Origin of the sequence: Halodesulfovibrio sp., assembly GCF_015482765.1 — a bacterium.
GTDB lineage: Bacteria > Desulfobacterota > Desulfovibrionia > Desulfovibrionales > Desulfovibrionaceae > Halodesulfovibrio.
The window spans coordinates 1-17514 of record NZ_JADMLB010000033.1 but is presented as its reverse complement, the minus strand read 5'-3'; the positions used below and the strand labels follow the sequence as shown (position 1 = coordinate 17514).

General features: G+C 41.5%; 17 protein-coding genes. 9 read left to right on the top strand and 8 right to left on the bottom strand.

Annotation, left to right across the window (positions count from 1 at the left end):
• Positions 1–155: 155 nt before the first annotated feature.
• Positions 156–1742 carry an AAA family ATPase gene (locus QZY95_RS05320; protein ID WP_290920230.1) on the top strand — a complete coding sequence of 529 codons (1587 nt, stop codon included), beginning with the start codon at positions 156–158 and terminating at the stop codon, positions 1740–1742.
• 27 nt (positions 1743–1769) lie between these two features.
• On the opposite strand, the gene QZY95_RS05315 is transcribed toward QZY95_RS05320, so the two are convergent.
• From QZY95_RS05315 to QZY95_RS05285, 7 genes are all read right to left on the bottom strand, one after another.
• On the bottom strand, positions 1770–2012 hold the full coding sequence (locus QZY95_RS05315; RefSeq protein ID WP_290920227.1) for a hypothetical protein: 243 nt from the start codon (positions 2010–2012) through the stop codon (positions 1770–1772).
• A gap of 217 nt (positions 2013–2229) precedes the next feature.
• Entirely contained in the window at positions 2230–4413 is a 2184-nt protein-coding gene (locus QZY95_RS05310; protein ID WP_290920225.1) for an ion transporter, read from the bottom strand.
• Positions 4414–4627: 214 nt separating this feature from the next.
• Complete coding sequence (locus tag QZY95_RS05305) at positions 4628–5623, bottom strand: hypothetical protein (RefSeq protein WP_290920222.1); 996 nt, start codon at positions 5621–5623, stop codon at positions 4628–4630.
• A gap of 13 nt (positions 5624–5636) precedes the next feature.
• Positions 5637–6254: a hypothetical protein gene (locus QZY95_RS05300; RefSeq protein WP_290920219.1), complete on the bottom strand. Its 618-nt coding sequence runs from the start codon at positions 6252–6254 to the stop codon at positions 5637–5639.
• 14 nt (positions 6255–6268) lie between these two features.
• Complete coding sequence (locus QZY95_RS05295) at positions 6269–7807, bottom strand: hypothetical protein (protein ID WP_290920216.1); 1539 nt, start codon at positions 7805–7807, stop codon at positions 6269–6271.
• Positions 7797–8762, bottom strand: a complete 966-nt coding sequence (locus tag QZY95_RS05290) for a WYL domain-containing protein (RefSeq protein ID WP_290920213.1) — start codon at positions 8760–8762, stop codon at positions 7797–7799. Before QZY95_RS05290 ends, QZY95_RS05295 begins: the two co-directional genes overlap by 11 nt.
• Before the next feature lie 111 nt (positions 8763–8873).
• Complete coding sequence (locus QZY95_RS05285) at positions 8874–9416, bottom strand: hypothetical protein (RefSeq protein WP_290920210.1); 543 nt, start codon at positions 9414–9416, stop codon at positions 8874–8876.
• A 269-nt stretch (positions 9417–9685) separates the two neighbouring features.
• On the opposite strand from QZY95_RS05285, the gene QZY95_RS05280 reads away from it, so the two are divergent.
• The 8 genes from QZY95_RS05280 (at position 9686) to QZY95_RS05245 (ending at position 17303) form a co-directional block, all read left to right on the top strand.
• Entirely contained in the window at positions 9686–10429 is a 744-nt protein-coding gene (locus QZY95_RS05280) for an ERF family protein (protein WP_290920207.1), read from the top strand.
• Positions 10430–10494: 65 nt separating this feature from the next.
• Positions 10495–11712 carry a hypothetical protein gene (locus tag QZY95_RS05275; RefSeq protein WP_290920205.1) on the top strand — a complete coding sequence of 406 codons (1218 nt, stop codon included), beginning with the start codon at positions 10495–10497 and terminating at the stop codon, positions 11710–11712.
• 8 nt (positions 11713–11720) lie between these two features.
• Positions 11721–12707 (top strand): AAA family ATPase, encoded by a 987-nt coding sequence (locus tag QZY95_RS05270; protein ID WP_290920202.1) that lies wholly within the window; start codon positions 11721–11723, stop codon positions 12705–12707.
• A gap of 40 nt (positions 12708–12747) precedes the next feature.
• Positions 12748–13722 carry a DUF3150 domain-containing protein gene (locus QZY95_RS05265; RefSeq protein ID WP_290920199.1) on the top strand — a complete coding sequence of 325 codons (975 nt, stop codon included), beginning with the start codon at positions 12748–12750 and terminating at the stop codon, positions 13720–13722.
• A gap of 8 nt (positions 13723–13730) precedes the next feature.
• Positions 13731–15284 carry a VWA domain-containing protein gene (locus QZY95_RS05260; protein WP_290920197.1) on the top strand — a complete coding sequence of 518 codons (1554 nt, stop codon included), beginning with the start codon at positions 13731–13733 and terminating at the stop codon, positions 15282–15284.
• A gap of 84 nt (positions 15285–15368) precedes the next feature.
• On the top strand, positions 15369–15701 hold the full coding sequence (locus QZY95_RS05255) for a hypothetical protein (RefSeq protein ID WP_290920194.1): 333 nt from the start codon (positions 15369–15371) through the stop codon (positions 15699–15701).
• 329 nt (positions 15702–16030) lie between these two features.
• A complete protein-coding gene (locus tag QZY95_RS05250; protein WP_290920191.1) occupies positions 16031–16663 on the top strand; it encodes an inovirus-type Gp2 protein in 633 nt (210 codons plus the stop codon).
• 250 nt (positions 16664–16913) lie between these two features.
• The gene (locus QZY95_RS05245; RefSeq protein ID WP_290920188.1) at positions 16914–17303 is read left to right on the top strand and encodes a hypothetical protein; all 390 of its coding nucleotides are present in this window, start codon (positions 16914–16916) and stop codon (positions 17301–17303) included.
• Between the two features lie 23 nt (positions 17304–17326).
• Here the strand turns inward: QZY95_RS05245 and QZY95_RS05240 are convergent.
• Positions 17327–17514: hypothetical protein (locus QZY95_RS05240; RefSeq protein ID WP_290920185.1), on the bottom strand; the 188-nt coding region annotated here is incomplete at its 5' end.

Genomic DNA, 17514 nt, shown 5'->3' with positions numbered 1-17514 from the left:
TCGAGCAATGGCTGGCTTTCCCCTGCCACCTTTGAGTATCGTAATGAACAGTATGACCTTGTGGCTTAACTTGGTGTCCACATTTTCGTTGTAGGATCAGTGTATCACTTCCTGATGGCAGGTTAGTAAATAAGACATTATTGGATGTTTATGCCATGCTATCTCAATTAGACAAGCAAAGTGCTGTAGTGCGTATTGAGGAGGAATTTAAATATGCTAGCAGTGGGATGCTAGCGTTGAAAAGTAATGCAAGACGAGGGTGGATTGATCCTCAAGTTAGGTTTCCTCCCGACTCAATCTTGTTACATGATGAATTAGATGGTCTCTGTTCGGTAGTGAAGCCACACTCAGCTTATGCAAGTGAAAAGAAGTCGAGACGGTGTGAATTAGAGTATTATTTGAGCCGGTTTTCATGCTTTAATTTTCCAAAAATGGAAGAGGGATATATGCTCCCTTTGCCATGGGAAGGGAAACTATCGTTTGTTACATGGAGTAGGCCTTTTAAAAAAACTAGTCCTACTTTTTTAACGTCTGATTTATTATTAGCTTGGGCTAATGCTGATTCTCCAAATATTAATTGGATTGCATGGGATGGAGATATAGAGAGAACTTCTTTTGAAAAGTTGAAAGGAACGACTGTTCATCTTTTTGATTCTGGAAGTGATTTCAAACTGTACCGTAAGAATATGCATCTTGTGTATCGCGTGTTGGCTAGGGATGGAGTGAAGCTTGATGGCTTTATACGCGCTAGTGGTGAGCTTGGAGACAGTATTCAGTATGAGTATGAGTCGATTACATATGCTCAACATCAGTATGGGATTGGAAAAAAGAGAGCCCTTAAATCAAAATATGTTGTTCAGAGTATAGATGATATTTCAGCAGATAATGTGGCAGTGAACTATGTTGATCCTGTATTTTCGCATCCTAGCATCTCAATGATTTATGCTGATCCTGGAGTTGGAAAAACGTGGTTTGCTCTTGCACTTGCTCTTGCTTGTTCGACCGGTGTTGATGTTTTTCCTAAGTGGAGTGTGCCGGAGGCGTTGAATGTACTCTATGTGGATGGTGAAACGGGGGCCCAAGAGTTAGGTAAGAGGATACAAAAGTTAAAGAAACTATACCCAGATGTTAATGCACAGGTTGTTTTTATTTGTACTTCCGAAATGAATATCGCAACAGAGGGTGATCAGAAGTATCTTGAGAGTGTACTAAAAGGCCATCAAAAAGAGTGGAATGATAAAAGCAAGTACCTGCTTATTTTGGACAACTTATCCACTCTTACAAATTTTGATGATAGCGTATCGTCTTGGAATTTAATATTTTCTTGGTTAAAGAAGATGAAAGATGATGGGATAAATTCGATAATAATTCATCATCCAAATAAAAAGGGTGATCAGAGGGGATCATCAATAAAAACCGCAACCCTTGATAACGTGTTGAAGCTTGAAAGGTTTACAGATGGTTCCGCTCTTGATTTTTCGATTAAAATTGAAAAAGCGAGGGCTATCGAAAGGAAGCACCAGAGACAATTCAATGTTGAACTTAAAAATGTTGATCGTAATCCTAAGTGGGTGAGACATTCTGTGCACGTCACCAAATTAGAGCGTGATGAAGAGATCGTAAGGTTGTCGAAAGAAGGCTGTAGAGAGCAAGTGGTAGCTGATAAAGTTGACTGCTCTATAGCAACGGTTAAGCGTGTGCGGAGAAAGTTTGGTTTAACAAAAGTTAGAAGTACGAAATAGAAGCGTGGTGCATAAGCACCACGCTTTTTAATCAATTGTTAGCTGGCTTATCCACCACTCAAGGAACGGATCGCGGATTATTAGAGTTTTTCTATCCCCTGAGCGTACAAAGCATGTTCGTGGAATTTTTTTATGATCTGGTAGATCTTTTTTAGAACGGATATTCTGTATAGTTCGCCAGCAAATAGCCTTGCCTAGAAGACGATCAATTTCTTTTCCTGCAAATACAGGGGGAAGCTCAGCCTTAAGGTTTGCAAGTAATTCATCCATGAAACGTTTCTCCTGTTAGCGTTACATAGAATTACGTGCGGGTATTATTTTTCATAAAAAGTAGTGCGAGAGGATAGCGTAGGCTTCTCCGTTAAGTTGATTTCTAAAAGAAATTTTTTTGTTATGATTAGTTACTGATGCTGTGCCTTGTAGATCACTTAGTTTAGTAGCTTCTATACGCAAGAGCTCCTGCATGAATTGTTGGAGCTCTTGCGTGTTAGTGAGAGCACAAAAAGATTAACTCATCATCCGGCAAGAGAATGATGTCGTTATCGCATGCTTGGAAGGTGCTATATCGAGGGTCAGAGAGCTGTTGGATGCGAAACGGATTTATGAGAATAGGAGTGTCCTTTCTGTTTACCCCGATTACATTCCAACCGTGCCTTGTGTATAGCGTACGGTGAATAGAGCGCAATCTTAGTTTTTGTTTGTCAGGTAGTTGAAGCGAGTTAACAGTGACAAAATCAATAGTTGTACCTGAAAGAGACATTAACTCTTCAAAGAACGAAAGCATTTCCGGGTATACCAGAGATATGTTGAGAATTTTTGCTAGTAACTTAGTGCTAACTATGTAGTTTGCCTCTTTAATTGTTGAGAAAAGTTCTTCTTGCTCTGCGTCTTGAACTTCAAGGATGGTATGATTATTTGGTACAGTTGATAGAACCTGTAAGAGTTTAAAGAGGGTGTCTGTATCAGGGCTGCAAGAAGGGTGCTGCTTAATGTATGCCTCATCCGTTAAAATGATTGTTCCGTAACATTCTGTAAAAGAAGCATCGCTTAAATTTTGGATGGCAAACTCATACGAGGTATGACTTGTTCCGAACAACTCAAGATACTTGTTTGCAAGTTCACGCCCTTCTTTGGAAGTGATGATTGTAATGTCAGTATTCCATAGAGCTAACTCGTCAAGAAGCTTAGGCAGTCTGCTATTTACTCCGACAATAACAATTTTCTGTTTAAGTTTTTTTAATGAATTGTTTTTCGTTTGAATATCACGTGTAATATTTAATTTGTCGGGGATTGAAGGTGCTAGCTGATGGATTGCCATATTTAATGCTTCTGAACTTTCGGCAATGCAAAGCAGTTGATCATTATTTCTGATTATATAGTCAGATGGAACAGATGTGTTGAGGCCATTTGCACTCGAAATGCCTACAGGTACACAAGCGGGAAGGGAATAGAGTACTTCTTCAAAAGTTTTTCCAATTAGAGCTGTTTCGGTTGCAGGAATGAAGTGGAATTCATCATCTGCAAAGTCGAAAAGTTCAGAAACAACATCATAATATGCTTTGTGAAAGAGCATAGAAGTCAGCAATAGTGCGCTATATTTGTTGCTGTTGAATGGTACAAAGTTGCTCATGGATTTATTCGTCGTAATAAGTTTGCTGTGAGCAAAATTGTGTTCAAAGTAACAAGGTGGCGCTGTGCTTTCATTTTGTAAACAGTATTGGGCAGCAAGGCAGGATTTGATAACTGAGGCTCCTGAATACTCAATTGGAAGCTTGTCACCGTTTACTTCATCACAAATGATAACATGTTTCGCTTGTTGCAAATCCACCAAGTTGAGTGTTTCTGTTGAAAATATTTTTCCTTTCCGCTTAATTGCGTCAATATACTTGTAGCTATGTTTATGAAGGTGATCAGTTACGTTTTTAATATGTTCAGAGACAATTACAACAGTATTTTTTTTGCATGTTTCATATTCAGCAAAATTATTAATTTCAAATAGTAACTGTTCTGATAAAGGCGTCCAGCCAAGAATAAGAGTATGATCCTGTTCTACGACATCACCATAACCTTGTTTTACTTTGCTAAGGTATTCTTCAACCTTTGAAACAACTAAGCCAATAACAATACCATTAAAAATAACGATACCAATAAGGACAAGTGTGTTGAACGCAATTTGAGTTATGAGGTTGCTATGTGCAACCTCAAAAGAAGTTCCTGGGTCGAGTAGCGACATAAATGCCATGTAGAATACACTTGTACCATCACTTGTGAACCCTATTGATTGAAATAACAATCCAAAACATATTGTTAGCATTACAATAAGGCACAGCAAGAGAGAAAATTGCCTGAACAGGGATTGCTCAATTTGTTTTTTTAATAGGTACTGAAGACGATGGTGAAGAGTAGTTTTCCAAAGTGCAATAACACTCCGGATTCGTAATATGCGTACTAATCGCAATGCAATTAGGAATTCATTCCCGTATGGAAGTGTTTGAAAGAATGGTAATGCTGCAGCCCATGGAAATACCGCCAAAATATCAAGCCAAAAAGTTTGAAAATATTTTTTTAAGGAATGAAATGTGAATATCCGAAGGGATAACTCAATCCAAAAGATAATAGTAAGTCCTGTTAAAAAAGCATCATAGGCTGTCGTATTGTCTACGACAGCCACGATTGCAACTGCAATGTATACCAAGATAGATATAGCGACGCTTAAGGCCACAGCAGGAGTCAGAAAGAAGCGCTTAAGAGAAGGTGAGTAGTACATAACTAGCTAGAATAATATTGTTAGATATTTGATGATAGTAGGTGGGCTTACAATTCCACAAATGAAAACAGGTGTAGTAAATACTACACCTGTTTATAATGATTATTCGGCAATCGTATTAATTAAGCTCTGCTTCAATTTTATGTAAGGTGCGAATGGAGTTGTCTTCCAAGGCACCTTCTTGGGAAAGGAGCGGAGTGTCGATAATTGTTTTAATTAGTTGAATAGATTTAACCGCTGCAAAGATAACTTCTTTTTGCTCTTTAGGATAATCGTTCCAGTTTGTTCCATATTGTGCAATGGCACTTGCCATGCTTTTATTAGCTCTTCGCTGCCTTGTTCTGAGTTTTGATAATAGATTTTCTGTGAAGCGGGCTCCTGTCTGGATTTGGTTAAGCTTTGCACTAACAAGCTTAATTTCTTCTTCATGATTCCAAGCCATTTCACGGTTCGATTTGGCTTCTGACAGTTTTTGATCAGCTTTTGCTCCAAGGACACCGCCAAAAATTAAGAGGGCAGGGCCTGCTACAAGAGAACCTAGAACCATAGTTCCACCAGCTATCCCCATGCCTCCAGCACTTAGAGCACCGCCTCCAAGCCATGCAAGAGTGGCGTTTGTTGCGGCAGCACCTCCAAGAGTACTAATCGCTGTGCCTGTACTTGCAGACGCAAACATCATTGTTCCGCTATAGGCACCGAATGCTGCTAGAGCTCCACCTCCCAAGGCAGCAGCTCCACCTGAAAGAGTTTCCATTGCCAAATTGCATGCTTGATTTAATTCAGCCAATGTTTCTTTTGAAAAGTCTGTTTGGGTGACTTCAGAAAGCCCCTGGCTGTCTTTAAGCTCAATATTTTTAATTTTACTGTATTCAGTTACGAAATCTTTAATATCTCGAGAGTAAGCCTGAAGCTTCTTCGTGCCAAGATCTTCAAGGGCATCGTTTGTAAGTTTTTTTGCAGCTTCAAGCTGTTCGTTTGAGCGTCTGATAATTCTATCAGCTTGGTTATTAATATCATTGGCTTCGTTATTATCAACAGCAGCCTTGACTGTTTTTCCTGCACCCAAAACTGCAGCAGCTCCCATTACAACAGGAATCAAAAGTGGAAATGGCACTTAGCACCTCATATTATTCTTCAATGATTGAAAGACCATCTGCATATACTTTGGCGAAGTTGTCAGCGATACCAATAAAGTCATCAATTAGCTCACGTTCAAGATCAAACGAATCCGCAATGCAATTTACAGCATGCTGCTCAAGTGTTGTGAACTCAGAATCCGCGTAGGCAACTGCCATTGTCTCAAATAAAATTATTTTTTTATCAATGACGCTGAGGTCACTTTCTTTTTCTTTAATTGCTTCTTTGATACCACATTTAAGTAGCGTTTTTCTGGCTTGCTCTTCTGTGAAATCTTCTTCACTTAGCAGTGCCCATGCCTTTGTGAGAGCCTTTTCGGTGAATAGGTTTCTCACCAGGTAGTCATGACGCTGCGAGGTCGTATATACCGTGTCCATATTCATTTCGTTGTAAATTTGGTCAATAACAGATTGTTCGTGACTTGATACTCCCCACTGACCACTCTTTTCACAAATTTCTTTGATTTCTTCTCGCATGTTGCTGCCGTATAGGTCGAAATCATGGTAGCTTTCATCTGCTTCTTCTTCTTGTGTTGCTGCTGCTACGAAATAAGCCAGCAATATAGCGAGTTCTTTGGTTTCTTTTGATTCTAGTCTGTTAAGGTACATGTTTTTCTCCTAAGTTATAATACAAGTGGTTCCTCAGTATTCATGAAAGAGTTAAATTCCTCAAAAGATTGAAACTGAAGGGTAGCGCCCATGAGAGACCCTAGCTGATTGCATTGCCAGCAGAAGGCATTACTTTCCCCTGCTGTGATAGCAGCACTCATTTGGTCAAGGCATGAAGAAACGTTGGATTTTAGTTCAGTGAAGTTTTCTGTGAAAACTTTGTCCATCTCAGTGCGGTAATGACGCATTTGAGTACGTGCTTGTTCAGAAATCTTTTTAAGTTGTTCATATTGTTCGCGTGCTTGCTTTGCTGCTGTAAATGCTTGCAACGTTTCAGCGTAAAAAATAGAGCTCAGCATATACCCCACCATGCCGCCAATCACCGCACCAGCAATAGGAAGGGGTATTGCAATTTGGCCAAGTGTTGCCCCAAAACTGCCTGCGAGTGTACTGGTTGTTTTTTCGCCAAGTTCTGTAAATAGTTCTACTCCATCAATGTCTCCATTGACGTACTTACGGATAGTGGAGGTTGTTTCAATGCATGCAGTTACAACGAGGCCGGGAAAATTTGTACGAGAAAGGTTTCGTAAAGCAGCGTTCTTAGATTGTTGCATCAATCCTTTTAGAATAGAGCCGGAGAATGCAGTTCCGTATCCTGTAGCAGCTGCTTTTGTGGTATCAATTGCTGTGTCTACTAAAGCTTCCTCTAAGTTTTTATCGTCTTGTGCAACTGCGAGGATGTTGGTGACAACTGAGATTGACCCACCAATTGTTGCACCATATTTTGCGCCCTGCATTCCGGCGCGATGGCTTACTTTAGTTATGTCTTTAAGTGTAGATAGCTTAGGATGTTCTCTGTAAAAAAGTGCCTCTTTGCTGGTAACACCACTGTCTTCAATATTATTTGAGAGGTTATCGAAGTTGTCGGCTTGTTGAGCCTTCTTCGCAGCAAGGTCTGTATTTCCTTCTTTAGTCAGTTTTTCGCTTTGTTTCCGAAGTTTTTCAGCCTGTTGGCGGCAATATTCTCTTGCTTCATTAACTTGCTCTGAAGGCATTGTTATCTTTGCATTTTGATAACGTGACCAGTCAGCTTTCCCTCCTCCTTCTCCCTTCGCAATTTTATCCATTACTCGAGTGGGGTGCCCGGAAAATTTCATTTGCGACCCAGAGCCTGGAATCACTTTTCCGTTTAACATTTCAACGTGGTCATAAACTGGGTGATTGGCACCAAATTCAGGAAGATCATCAGTGCGACTGGTTCGCTTGGGAGAACCAGCAAGTATGTTTTCTGCGTTATCCCTGCTTGTTTTTGCTAATTCTGCTGAGAAACCTGATTGTTGTTTAAGGTTTTGTTTCTTATAATTAGGATTAACTTTGCTTTTTGCGACGCTTTTATGGGAGCGAGTAAGAATTTGCTCTGTTTCATTATTTACTCCAGTGTAAGCTACAATAAACTCCGTGTTGGCGCTTCCATGACGAGAAATTACCTCGCTATTACCTAGGGCTATACTAATATTCTCGGCACTGTTTTTCTTTTCTTTCTTAGTGGACATTGTGTTCCTTGTGTCGTCTTGTAGATATTAGCTCAGCATCGCTTCCAAAGCTTCGGATCCAAGCCTCAAGTTCTAACTCGCTTGTTGAGGCGATGGTTAGGACAACATTGCCCTCGTCATCTTCTTCAATATACTCGTATGAACTCCAAGTGCGTTCTTTGATGTAAGGAGCTACTTTAGGAGTAAAAAAAATAGAAAATTCTTTAGGTTCATGCCATTTGAGCCCGAAGTATCCAAGATTGTTTTCCTTAACTTCGTATGAAAACGTTTGATTCGTTGGTGTAACTTCCTTGATACGGTGAACTGCCAAGTTAGTTGGGCGAATTTCCTGATTGTTGTTACGAGAAACTTTATGACCGAGTACGTAGTATGCATTATTAGAGAAGACGATACGCTCAGGAGCATAAAAATATTCTTTTGGTGTTGCAGAGCGCAAAGGTGTGTAGGTAACGTAGCAAAATTTTTTGTTTGTAATTGCACTAAGAAATGTATTGATTTCTTTTTGATGCATGGAATAATCAATGTATCCTTTAGTACTGAACCAAACTTGCTGTTGTTGAGCGTTGTGGCGCTCAGGATAATCTCTATCACTAAGCAAGCAGGATAAATTCATGATAGTAGAGCCTATGCGCTTTGCGGCTTCTGTAGGAAGAATTTTGTGTGCAAGATCTTTATAAATGTTTAAAAAACGTAGCTCTTCGAAGTCTAACGCAAAGGTCTGACGAGAGTTGTAGCTTGCAATACGATACCAGCGTTTTCTTTTTTCTATACCTGTTTCCAAATTACTTCCAATAACCTCTTCAATATTCTTAATAAGGTTTAATATGGTAGTCTTGCTGCAGTTGTATTTTGCTGCAAGGTCTGAAAGAAACTGCTTGTTTCCGTTGACCATAAGGGAGATGAAGAGGTCTAGAAGCTTATATCCATATGTTGTGTCGTTATTGTTGTGTGGCATGGTGTATCCTCTTTGTGTGGTGCGTATCATATATTTGTTATTATCGAGGTGTTGGTTTGTGCTTTTATTTATCACGTCACTGCTGTTGGTGCTGATAGTGACTCTATAAGGCTAGTAAGTTTTCGTTGAAAAGAATAACGACTGTTCTGTTGAACGTCTTAAGGAAATTGCAGCTAAAGTACCCTCTAGCATTTCTGTGGGAAAGATTGTTGTGTCTTGAGAGATTGTAAGCCCACCGCTGATTGCAAGTTTGATAAAACCTGTTGAAGTGCAGAAATATGGAGTCATCGCATTGCAAACTTTATGCATTGCAGCCTCAGTTTTTTGATTGCAGTCTACTTGTTTAAACAGGATGTAGCAGTTGCCTGTGGGGGAAGAGATAAGAGTCTTGTTTTCAAGCTCATTTGAGATTCGGTTGGTAAATTCATTTAGAATTACAGTCTGATCTTTTTCAGAAAGATTTTCTGTGCGTTCTTTAAAATTATCAATTTTAACGACGGCTATTGCGTAACAGCTCTTTGTTCCGAGTTGTGCGATGTGATGATCTGCAAGTAACTCTTTGAAACGTTCTTCAGAACGTGAGTCTGTAAGGTTGTCACTTGTAGTGTGACGTGGTTCAATTGTGAGCAGGTAGGAAGAGGTATCGTTGGACATTGTTTTCTCCTAAAATGAAATTGTTTCCCTTAGGAGAGAGAGTAGAAGGAGATCGTTCAGTTAGGAGTAACGATCAGGGGAGAATTTGCTAAAGATTAAATTGGCAAGTTAGGGAGAGAGTAAGGCTAATTTAATCCTTACTGAAGCTACAAAAAATGCTGTATTGCAGGTCAAATAATTCTATCCATATATTACTTTCTTGAATTAGTAAGGTTTTTGTCATCCCTGTCAGGTTTGGGACGGGGATGTTTTTGTTTCAAGGAGGTAGTATGGAACTTACAGCCTATTCATCACAGAATATGACAGAGCTTGCGAAGGCGATGTTGAAAGTCCAGAAAGCATTAATGCCTGTCGCAAAGGACGCAGATAACCCTTTTGTGAAGAGTAAGTATGCAACACTTAATGCAGTCATGGATTCGTGTCGTGAGGTGTTGTTGGTAAATGGTATTTGGGTGTCACAGTTCCCTGTCCCAGTAGAGTCTGGTTGTCTTGGACTTGTGACAAAACTTATGCATGCAGAGTCTGGTGAATGGCAGGCTTCATGTATGGTAATGCCGTTACCAAAAGCTGATCCGCAAGGGTATGGTTCTGCGCTTACGTATGCACGAAGGTATGCATTGGCGACGTTGGTAGGTTTGGTGACAGAGGTCGATGATGACGCTGAAGGTACAATGGGTAGCGAAAGGCGTAGTAGTGCAGGGCGTAGTTCATATCGTTTTGCTGAGAAACGTTCGGCTCGGGTAGATACCCGAAGACAACAGAATGATAGTACGAATTTTAATGAAACGGGAGGCCCACAGGCTTCCCGTTCTTCATTTGGTAGCTCTGAAGCAAATCAGCTTCCGCAACTAGATGGTGTTGTATACCAGCAGGTGCAGGCTAAGGATGGTCGGATCTGTGTGACTGCGTCTGGCAATACGAAAGCAAAGAAACCTTTGCTGAAAGAAGCTGGTTTTCGTTGGGATAACAGCAGAAAGATATGGTGGAAGTATGCTGATGCGCATGCAGCCTAGAGAACAGAACAGACAAGTATAGCCCTGGCCAATCGGCCAGGGTTTTTGTGCTTATGGAGTATGAAATGCGAAGTATGAATCGTAAGGCAGATACCTTGCTAGCTCAGTTGGCAAAGGGGTTACTCAGGCATAACACCCGTGAAACAGCAACGCAGCTTGGTGATCGTAGTCAGTATGTGGGCATATCGGATGTTGGGAAAGGCGTTGAGTGCATGCGTGCTGCAGTGGCAGGTAAGCTTGGTTTGGGGCAGCATGTAACAGAGCAGAGTGTCATAGGTTGGTATCAGCAGGATAAGTTCGATCAGATTTACAATACGCTCAAGAAGCAGCTTGTACTGCAGCGTGGTCACTGGTTGGAGTCCGGCATTGCTAACGCGCTTCAAGCCAATGGTACTAATACGTTTTGTCAGCTTGAAATAGCAACGCAGCATAAGGGCATTTCCATTAAAGCGCATTTGGATTTTGCGTTGGTATGGGGATGGCCTCAGCCTACAGTGAGAATACTTGAATTAAAGAGCACAGAGCGAATACCTGAATCGCTCTATACCGCATATGAAACCCAGTTGTACGGACAGCTGGGTTTTCTTGTGGAATGTTGGAATATGCCTGTGTTTAATATGCGTGATGAACTTGGAACATTGGTATTTGAGAAGCTGACATTTCCTCAGGCTGTGAAGAAGGTCTTTGGTTTTCCATTCCCAGAGAAGTCTACAAGTGTGGATATTGAAGGCTGGGTGTTGTGTCTTGCTATGTCAGAGGCAAAGGCGTTTGGTCCTTATCGTCCAAGTGATGTGATGTTGAAGGCAGTTAAAAATACTGCTGATTCGATTTGGAATGGAGTAGCGGCTATTCGTGACGGGACGAGTGACCTTAATGAGTTTTCTTATTGCAAGGGATTTCATCCTCTCTGTGATTACTGCGACCATTCTGGCTCTTGTCCAAAGTTTGAAGGCGAAGTGCTGACAGATATGGCATACGATGATGAGCTTACATTGGTTGCGGTTCTGAAAGACGAGAAGCGTAATCTTGAGGATCGTATTAGCAAAAAGGAAAAACGGATTAAGGCGTTCTATGCCCAGCAGGGTAGAGATTCAGGGTGGCTGAAAACAGCGCATTATCGATTCAAAAGTACTCGGCAGGAAGGACGAAAAATGGTCGATATGACGAAACTTGAACTTGTTCTCATAAATGAGTTTGGCGAGCAAAGAGCACAAGAATTGCTTGTGGCAGCAGCGAAATATGGTCAGCCGTTTGAGCGGCTTCATATAGCAAAAATTCAGTAGGAGTGAGCATGAATCTTGAAAAAGAGTTGCAGCAGTTAGATGTGGTGAATCTGGATGCTGGTGAAGTGTTCAGCGGAAAGGCGTCCGGCAAAATGGTAAGAGGATTTTCAGATGCAGTGAGTTGCACCCCAGGCGTAAATCCAGAGTATCTGTTTCATGACTCCATGCGCGATGTAGCAGTGTGGTTTATGTCGCCTGCAGATCCCTTATATTTGTTTGGGCCTACTGGTTCAGGTAAGACGAGCCTTGTCAAACAGCTTGCAGCGAAGTTGAAATATCCAGTTCTGGAAGTAACCGCACATGGAAGAATGGATTTTCCAGACCTTGTTGGTCATCACTCGGTACGGGGGGGGAACATGGAGTTTCAATATGGCCCTCTTGCTTTAGCAATGAAGCACGGAGGGCTTTTTTTATTGAACGAGATTGATCTTCTTGATCCTGCAGCAGCAAGTGGACTTAACAGTATTCTTGATGGTGAGCCCCTGTGTATACCAGAAAATGGCGGCGAAGTGATCCATGCGCACCCAATGTTCAGGTTGGCTGCAACGGCGAATACAAATGGTGCAGCAGATACTACAGGATTGTATCAAGGAACTCTTCGGCAGAACCTGGCTTTTATGGATCGCTTTTGGCTGTGCGAGGTTGGGTATCCTGAAAAGGATGCTGAGGTGAAATTGCTTGGTAAGATTGCAGGAGACCTTCCAGAATCTATACGTGAGTCTATGGTTGAATATGCGAACGAGGTCCGTCAGCTATTTATGGGAATGGGAGATAAGCAGCATTATGGCGAGACAATAGATGTAACGTTTTCAACTCGAACATTGATTCGCTGGGTGGATTTGACTGTGAAGTTTCAGCCACTGGCAATGCAGGGCATCCAGCCCGTAACCTACGCATTGGATAGAGCTCTAGGTTTTCGAGCTGCACCTGAAACTAGAGCGATGTTGCATGAACTGGCGCAACGAATATTTCCACAATTAGTAGTAGATGAGTAACAGGGAGCTTCGGCTCCCTTTTCTATTTAGGAGGGAACAGATGAATGTTCATACAGACATGACCGCATTGGATAATATTGTAGCATTGAACTTGGATGTTCATATCTGGTCGGCACGTAAGAAGTTGACTACGGCTGACTTTGGTAGTGCGGATTTGCCGCCCGAACAGTTGGCCTCACTTGGGAGTAAACGTATTTGCGACCCCAAATATTTACGCGTGTTTGGAACGCTCAAGAGCCGCGCTGTGGCTATACTTGATCGCACTGGTGTTCGGTTTTTGGGCGGTTGGGCGATTCCGGTCGGTAGGACGAACGAAGTAAAAGATGGATTGGACGCCATAAAGGATGAGTTCCTTAAAGCTAAGGACGAATTCATAATCCGTTATGATGAGATTATTCATGAATGGATTGCGAATAATCCAGGCTGGGAGTCGGTTATTGCAGGATCGGTTGTAAGTGTTGATTACGTCCGGCATCGGTTGAGTTTTAATTGGCAGATGTTCGCTGTGGCGCAAACAACACAGTCCCAAGGCAGTGGTTTGGAAGATGAAGTCGCTTCTTTGGGCGATACGTTGTTCGGTGAAATAGCAAAGACAGCAAAAGAAGCATGGCAGAAGTCGTATGCAGGGAAAACAGAAGTTAGCCGTAAGGCACTTTCACCCATTCGAACTATTCATAGCAAGTTGTCAGGATTGGTCTTTGTCGAGCCTCGCGTTGCTCCTATTGTGGAACTTATTGAAACAGCGTTGAATAAAGTGAAAGGAAGAGGCCCTGTTTTAGGTACAAACCTTCTTCTTATTCAGGGACTGTTGTCCTTACTTCAGACACCAGCTGTTTTGGTTGAGCATGGCCAGATGGTTTTGGAAGGACAAAGTACCTCGAACGTTTTGGATAGATTGGTGGTAGCACGTAATGATGTGTGTCCAGATTTTGCGGAGCCTGAAATTCTAGAGGATGAGGCCATGCCACCAATTGAACCTCAAGGACAGCAGCTCGACAGTCTTGGACTTTGGTAGGAGGATTTATGGATAGAACAATACTCGTAAAGTCTTTGCCTCTGCTCGCAAGTATGCTTGGACGTAAATATGGTGTGACAGTGCAGGTTGGTGGCGATGAAGCTTTTACAAATGGACGATGCATTCAGCTTCCCGGTCTACCTGCAGAAGGTGATTCAAATCTCGTGAATATAGTCAGAAGTTATCTAGATCATGAGACTGCACATATTCGCTTCACAGATTTTGCGTGCTTGAATGATTCAGTGACTCCACTTGAAAAGCATGTGTGGAATATCTTCGAAGATTGGCGAGTAGAAAATTGTTTTGTCAAACTTTACCCAGGTGCACGTAACAATTTCCAATGGCTAATCCGGCACATTTTTGTCTCTCCAAAACAGGAGTTACCAACTACGCCTGAAGGCTTGGTTCTGAACTGGTTGTTGCTGACGGTACGTAGTTGGGAGGTGGCAGAACTAAAAGCCAGAGTTAATGTGCATGCAACAGCGATAGATCAAGTTTACCCACAGTTACGCTTTCAGCTTGAAGGCTTGCTTGGAATTATGAAGAGTAACTGTCCAGACTCCAAAGCTGCCATGACCTACGCGAAGAAAGCTGTTGCCTGTATACAGCAGCAATGTTCGAGAATGGATACAACGCAACAAGACGGGATGCCAGATGGTATCTCGTTTTCTTTTGGGGAGGCAAAACAACGGCTGGAAGGACTATGTGGTGGTTCTCTTGAGGTTGATGCTTTGCCTGTCGGCTTAGGGGAAGCTGCAAGAACTCTTCTTTCTGCAGTTTCTAAAGAAGGGAGTGTAAAAGAATCAGTCACTGTTGCCGTTGTAGGTAATAAGGTCACAAGACAAATTGATGAGGGAGTCTTACGTGATGTTAACCGAGTAACGACGGGAATGCAGGCTAAGTTTAACTCATTGATGCAGACAGAACTGTTGACCAGAACTCGCCCATCTAAACAAGGTCGGATAGATTGGAGCGCGCTATATAAATTGGCAGTAAGTAAGCAAGATATCTTTTATCAGCGTTCAGAGAGTCGAGGAGTGGATACTGCTTTTCATATTCTTCTTGATTCTTCTGGTTCAATGGGAAGCCGTATAAAATTGGCAACTACTGCCTGTTATTCGGTGGCGAAGGCTTTAGCTTTAAATGGGATCAATGTCGGAATAACTGCATTTCCGGCTTTGGCGGATGATAAAAGCACGTCTGCAGTCCTTCCTCTTGTTTTGCATGGAGAAAAAGTTCATTCGAATATTCAGGTTCAAGCAAGAGGAACAACTCCCATGACAGAATCTTTGTGGTGGGTATTACAACAAATGAGCGAACTACGTGAACAACGAAAAATCCTACTCATTGTCTCAGATGGAGAACCTGATGATGTTTCTGGAACATTGGAGGTAATTAAGAAAGGGCGAAAGTATGGGGTCGAGTTTTACGGTCTTGGGATATGTGCACCAGAGATTAAAGGCATCCTTCCTCAACAAAGCAGCGTTGTTGCTACTCTTGACGAATTACCATCTGCAATGTTCGCAATGCTTCGTGAGGCAGTCGCTAAGAGTGCAGCTTAATGTGTATAAAATATACCATACAATTTTAAAATAAAAGGTCGTCCAGTTAATGGGCGGCCTTTCTTGCTTTGAAGGAGTAAAAGCATGGAAGAAAGAATTATTTGTCCAAGATGCAATACAGGAGAGCAGGTCATACTGCTGGATAAAGCAGAACAAATTGGAACGGTCTCAGGTGGTATTGCTGGCGCTACTACTGGATGCTTGAGTGCTACATCAGGAGCGGAATTGGGAAGTGCGCTTGGTAGAATGGTTCCTGCTGTTGGTCCTGTAATTGGCTCTACTGCTGGCGCACTAGTGGGAGCGTTGGCTGGTTTGGTTGTAGGGACAACAGTAGGGCGTTCTGTTGGAAGGCAAATTGATACTACAATTTTAAAAGATTATGTATGCAGAAACTGTGGTTGTGAATTTAAGTTGTAGTTGGAAGAGGAGTCAGTGCTGGCTCCTCTCTTTGCGTTAATGTATCAATTTTTTGTCTGTATATAATATGCGAGAAATATTTCCGTCAAAATTGTTTGTGTTGTTTTACATAGAAACAACATTATGAGCTTTTTCGTATTCCCATTTTTGTAACTCTTACTTTGCTAGGTAAATAGGTAATACCTAAATAAGAACTCTTTCTTCTCTTTTCTAGAGAATAATAAAGTAAGCTTAAAATATAGTAATAGGACTTATGAATAACCAACAGAGTTAGTCATTTTTTTTTATTCTAATAACTAGATTAGATAACAGAAAACAAAGGAGTAAAAATGAAAAATAAAAATGTAATTTATGATTCTACCTACAAAGGACATCCAATCAACACTAATGCTGAAAAGCATCAAGGCTGTTATGAGGACATCTTACAGAATACGAAAGGTATTCTAGATACTCAGATCGCAAAGCATAACAAAGTGCATGTAGCACGTTTCGACTTACGTTTTCCTGCAGAGTATTCAGCACACTCTGACAACGATGCTATTTCAAAGTGCAAAGACACCTTTACTCGAAAACTTAAACGGAATGGCTCTGATCCCAAAATGCTTTGGGTTCGTGAACAATCTCGTGAGAAGCATCAGCACTACCATTGTTTTGTTGCTGTGGATGGGAATAAGCATCAGGCTCCTCAAAAGCTACATGCTGAAGTTGAAAAGCACTGGAATCGTGCATTAGACATCGATGAAAATACTCAAGGCTTAGTTCATCATTGCAACAGAGACCGTAAAGGTGATTCTGTTCAAAATTCATATAACCTACGTCGTAATGATGATAATTTTCAAGAGGAATATGATAAGTGTTTAATGCACTTTAGTTACTTAGCCAAAGTTAATACTAAAGGCTATGAACCGAAAGGTAAGCACATGTTTGGGTGTTCTCAATGGAAGCATGTGCCAATAGGATGATGACGAAAACATTAAGGCTTATTATATACCCTGAAAACCACCTTCACATATGTGTGTCGCTTTGAGAGTCCGAATGGAGATTAATTTCTTTGTTCGGGCTCTTGCGTTGTTAGAGGTGAATGTACGCATGCTAGGTAGATAGCCACAGTATGTCTCGTAGGCGTGTACATTTTGTTTTGCTGGCTGCACGGCGGGTGATAATTTAGCAATAATTGTTGATTGTCGTAAAAATAGTTCAAAGGAGAGAAGGATGAGAAGACGGAAGCATCAAATGTTTCTGGCCTGTCAGTCCGGTATGTTTCTGCTAAATAGAAAGCCTATTGGTACAGAGCTTACATTTAGGGTTGCTGAAATTGAATACTGGCTGCTTAAATGGCTTGATGGTCGTGTTAAACGTCGTAAATTTAGAGAAGGCTGTAGATGGCCTGAAGGGTATTCGATTTCAGCTGACTTAATTATTGTCCTAGAGGGGCAAGAGGTTTGCTTTACTTTATATGGTCAGGATGTTGATCTAATTCCAGCTTCATATTTAGTACAGCTTCCTATTGGCGGAGGAGTGCTGGCCCATGATGCGTTGACGTATGCAACGTGTCAGTGTGTGGATGGGATGAATAGGATATCACTTCAGTGTGTCACATAAAAGTAGTCAGCGATGGTTTAAGGTTACAACGTCACTTTAAGAGTAAGCCGTTGGTGTCGCGAAGATATAGTACAAAGAAAAGGGCGACCAAGCGGTCGCCCTTTATTGTTAATGTTAGCATCTAGCAGCCCCAAATCTTCGATGACTGCCTCTTGAGTATCACCATGTAGATGTCGAATGGGATCATAAAAGGCTGAGCGTTTCATCGAAT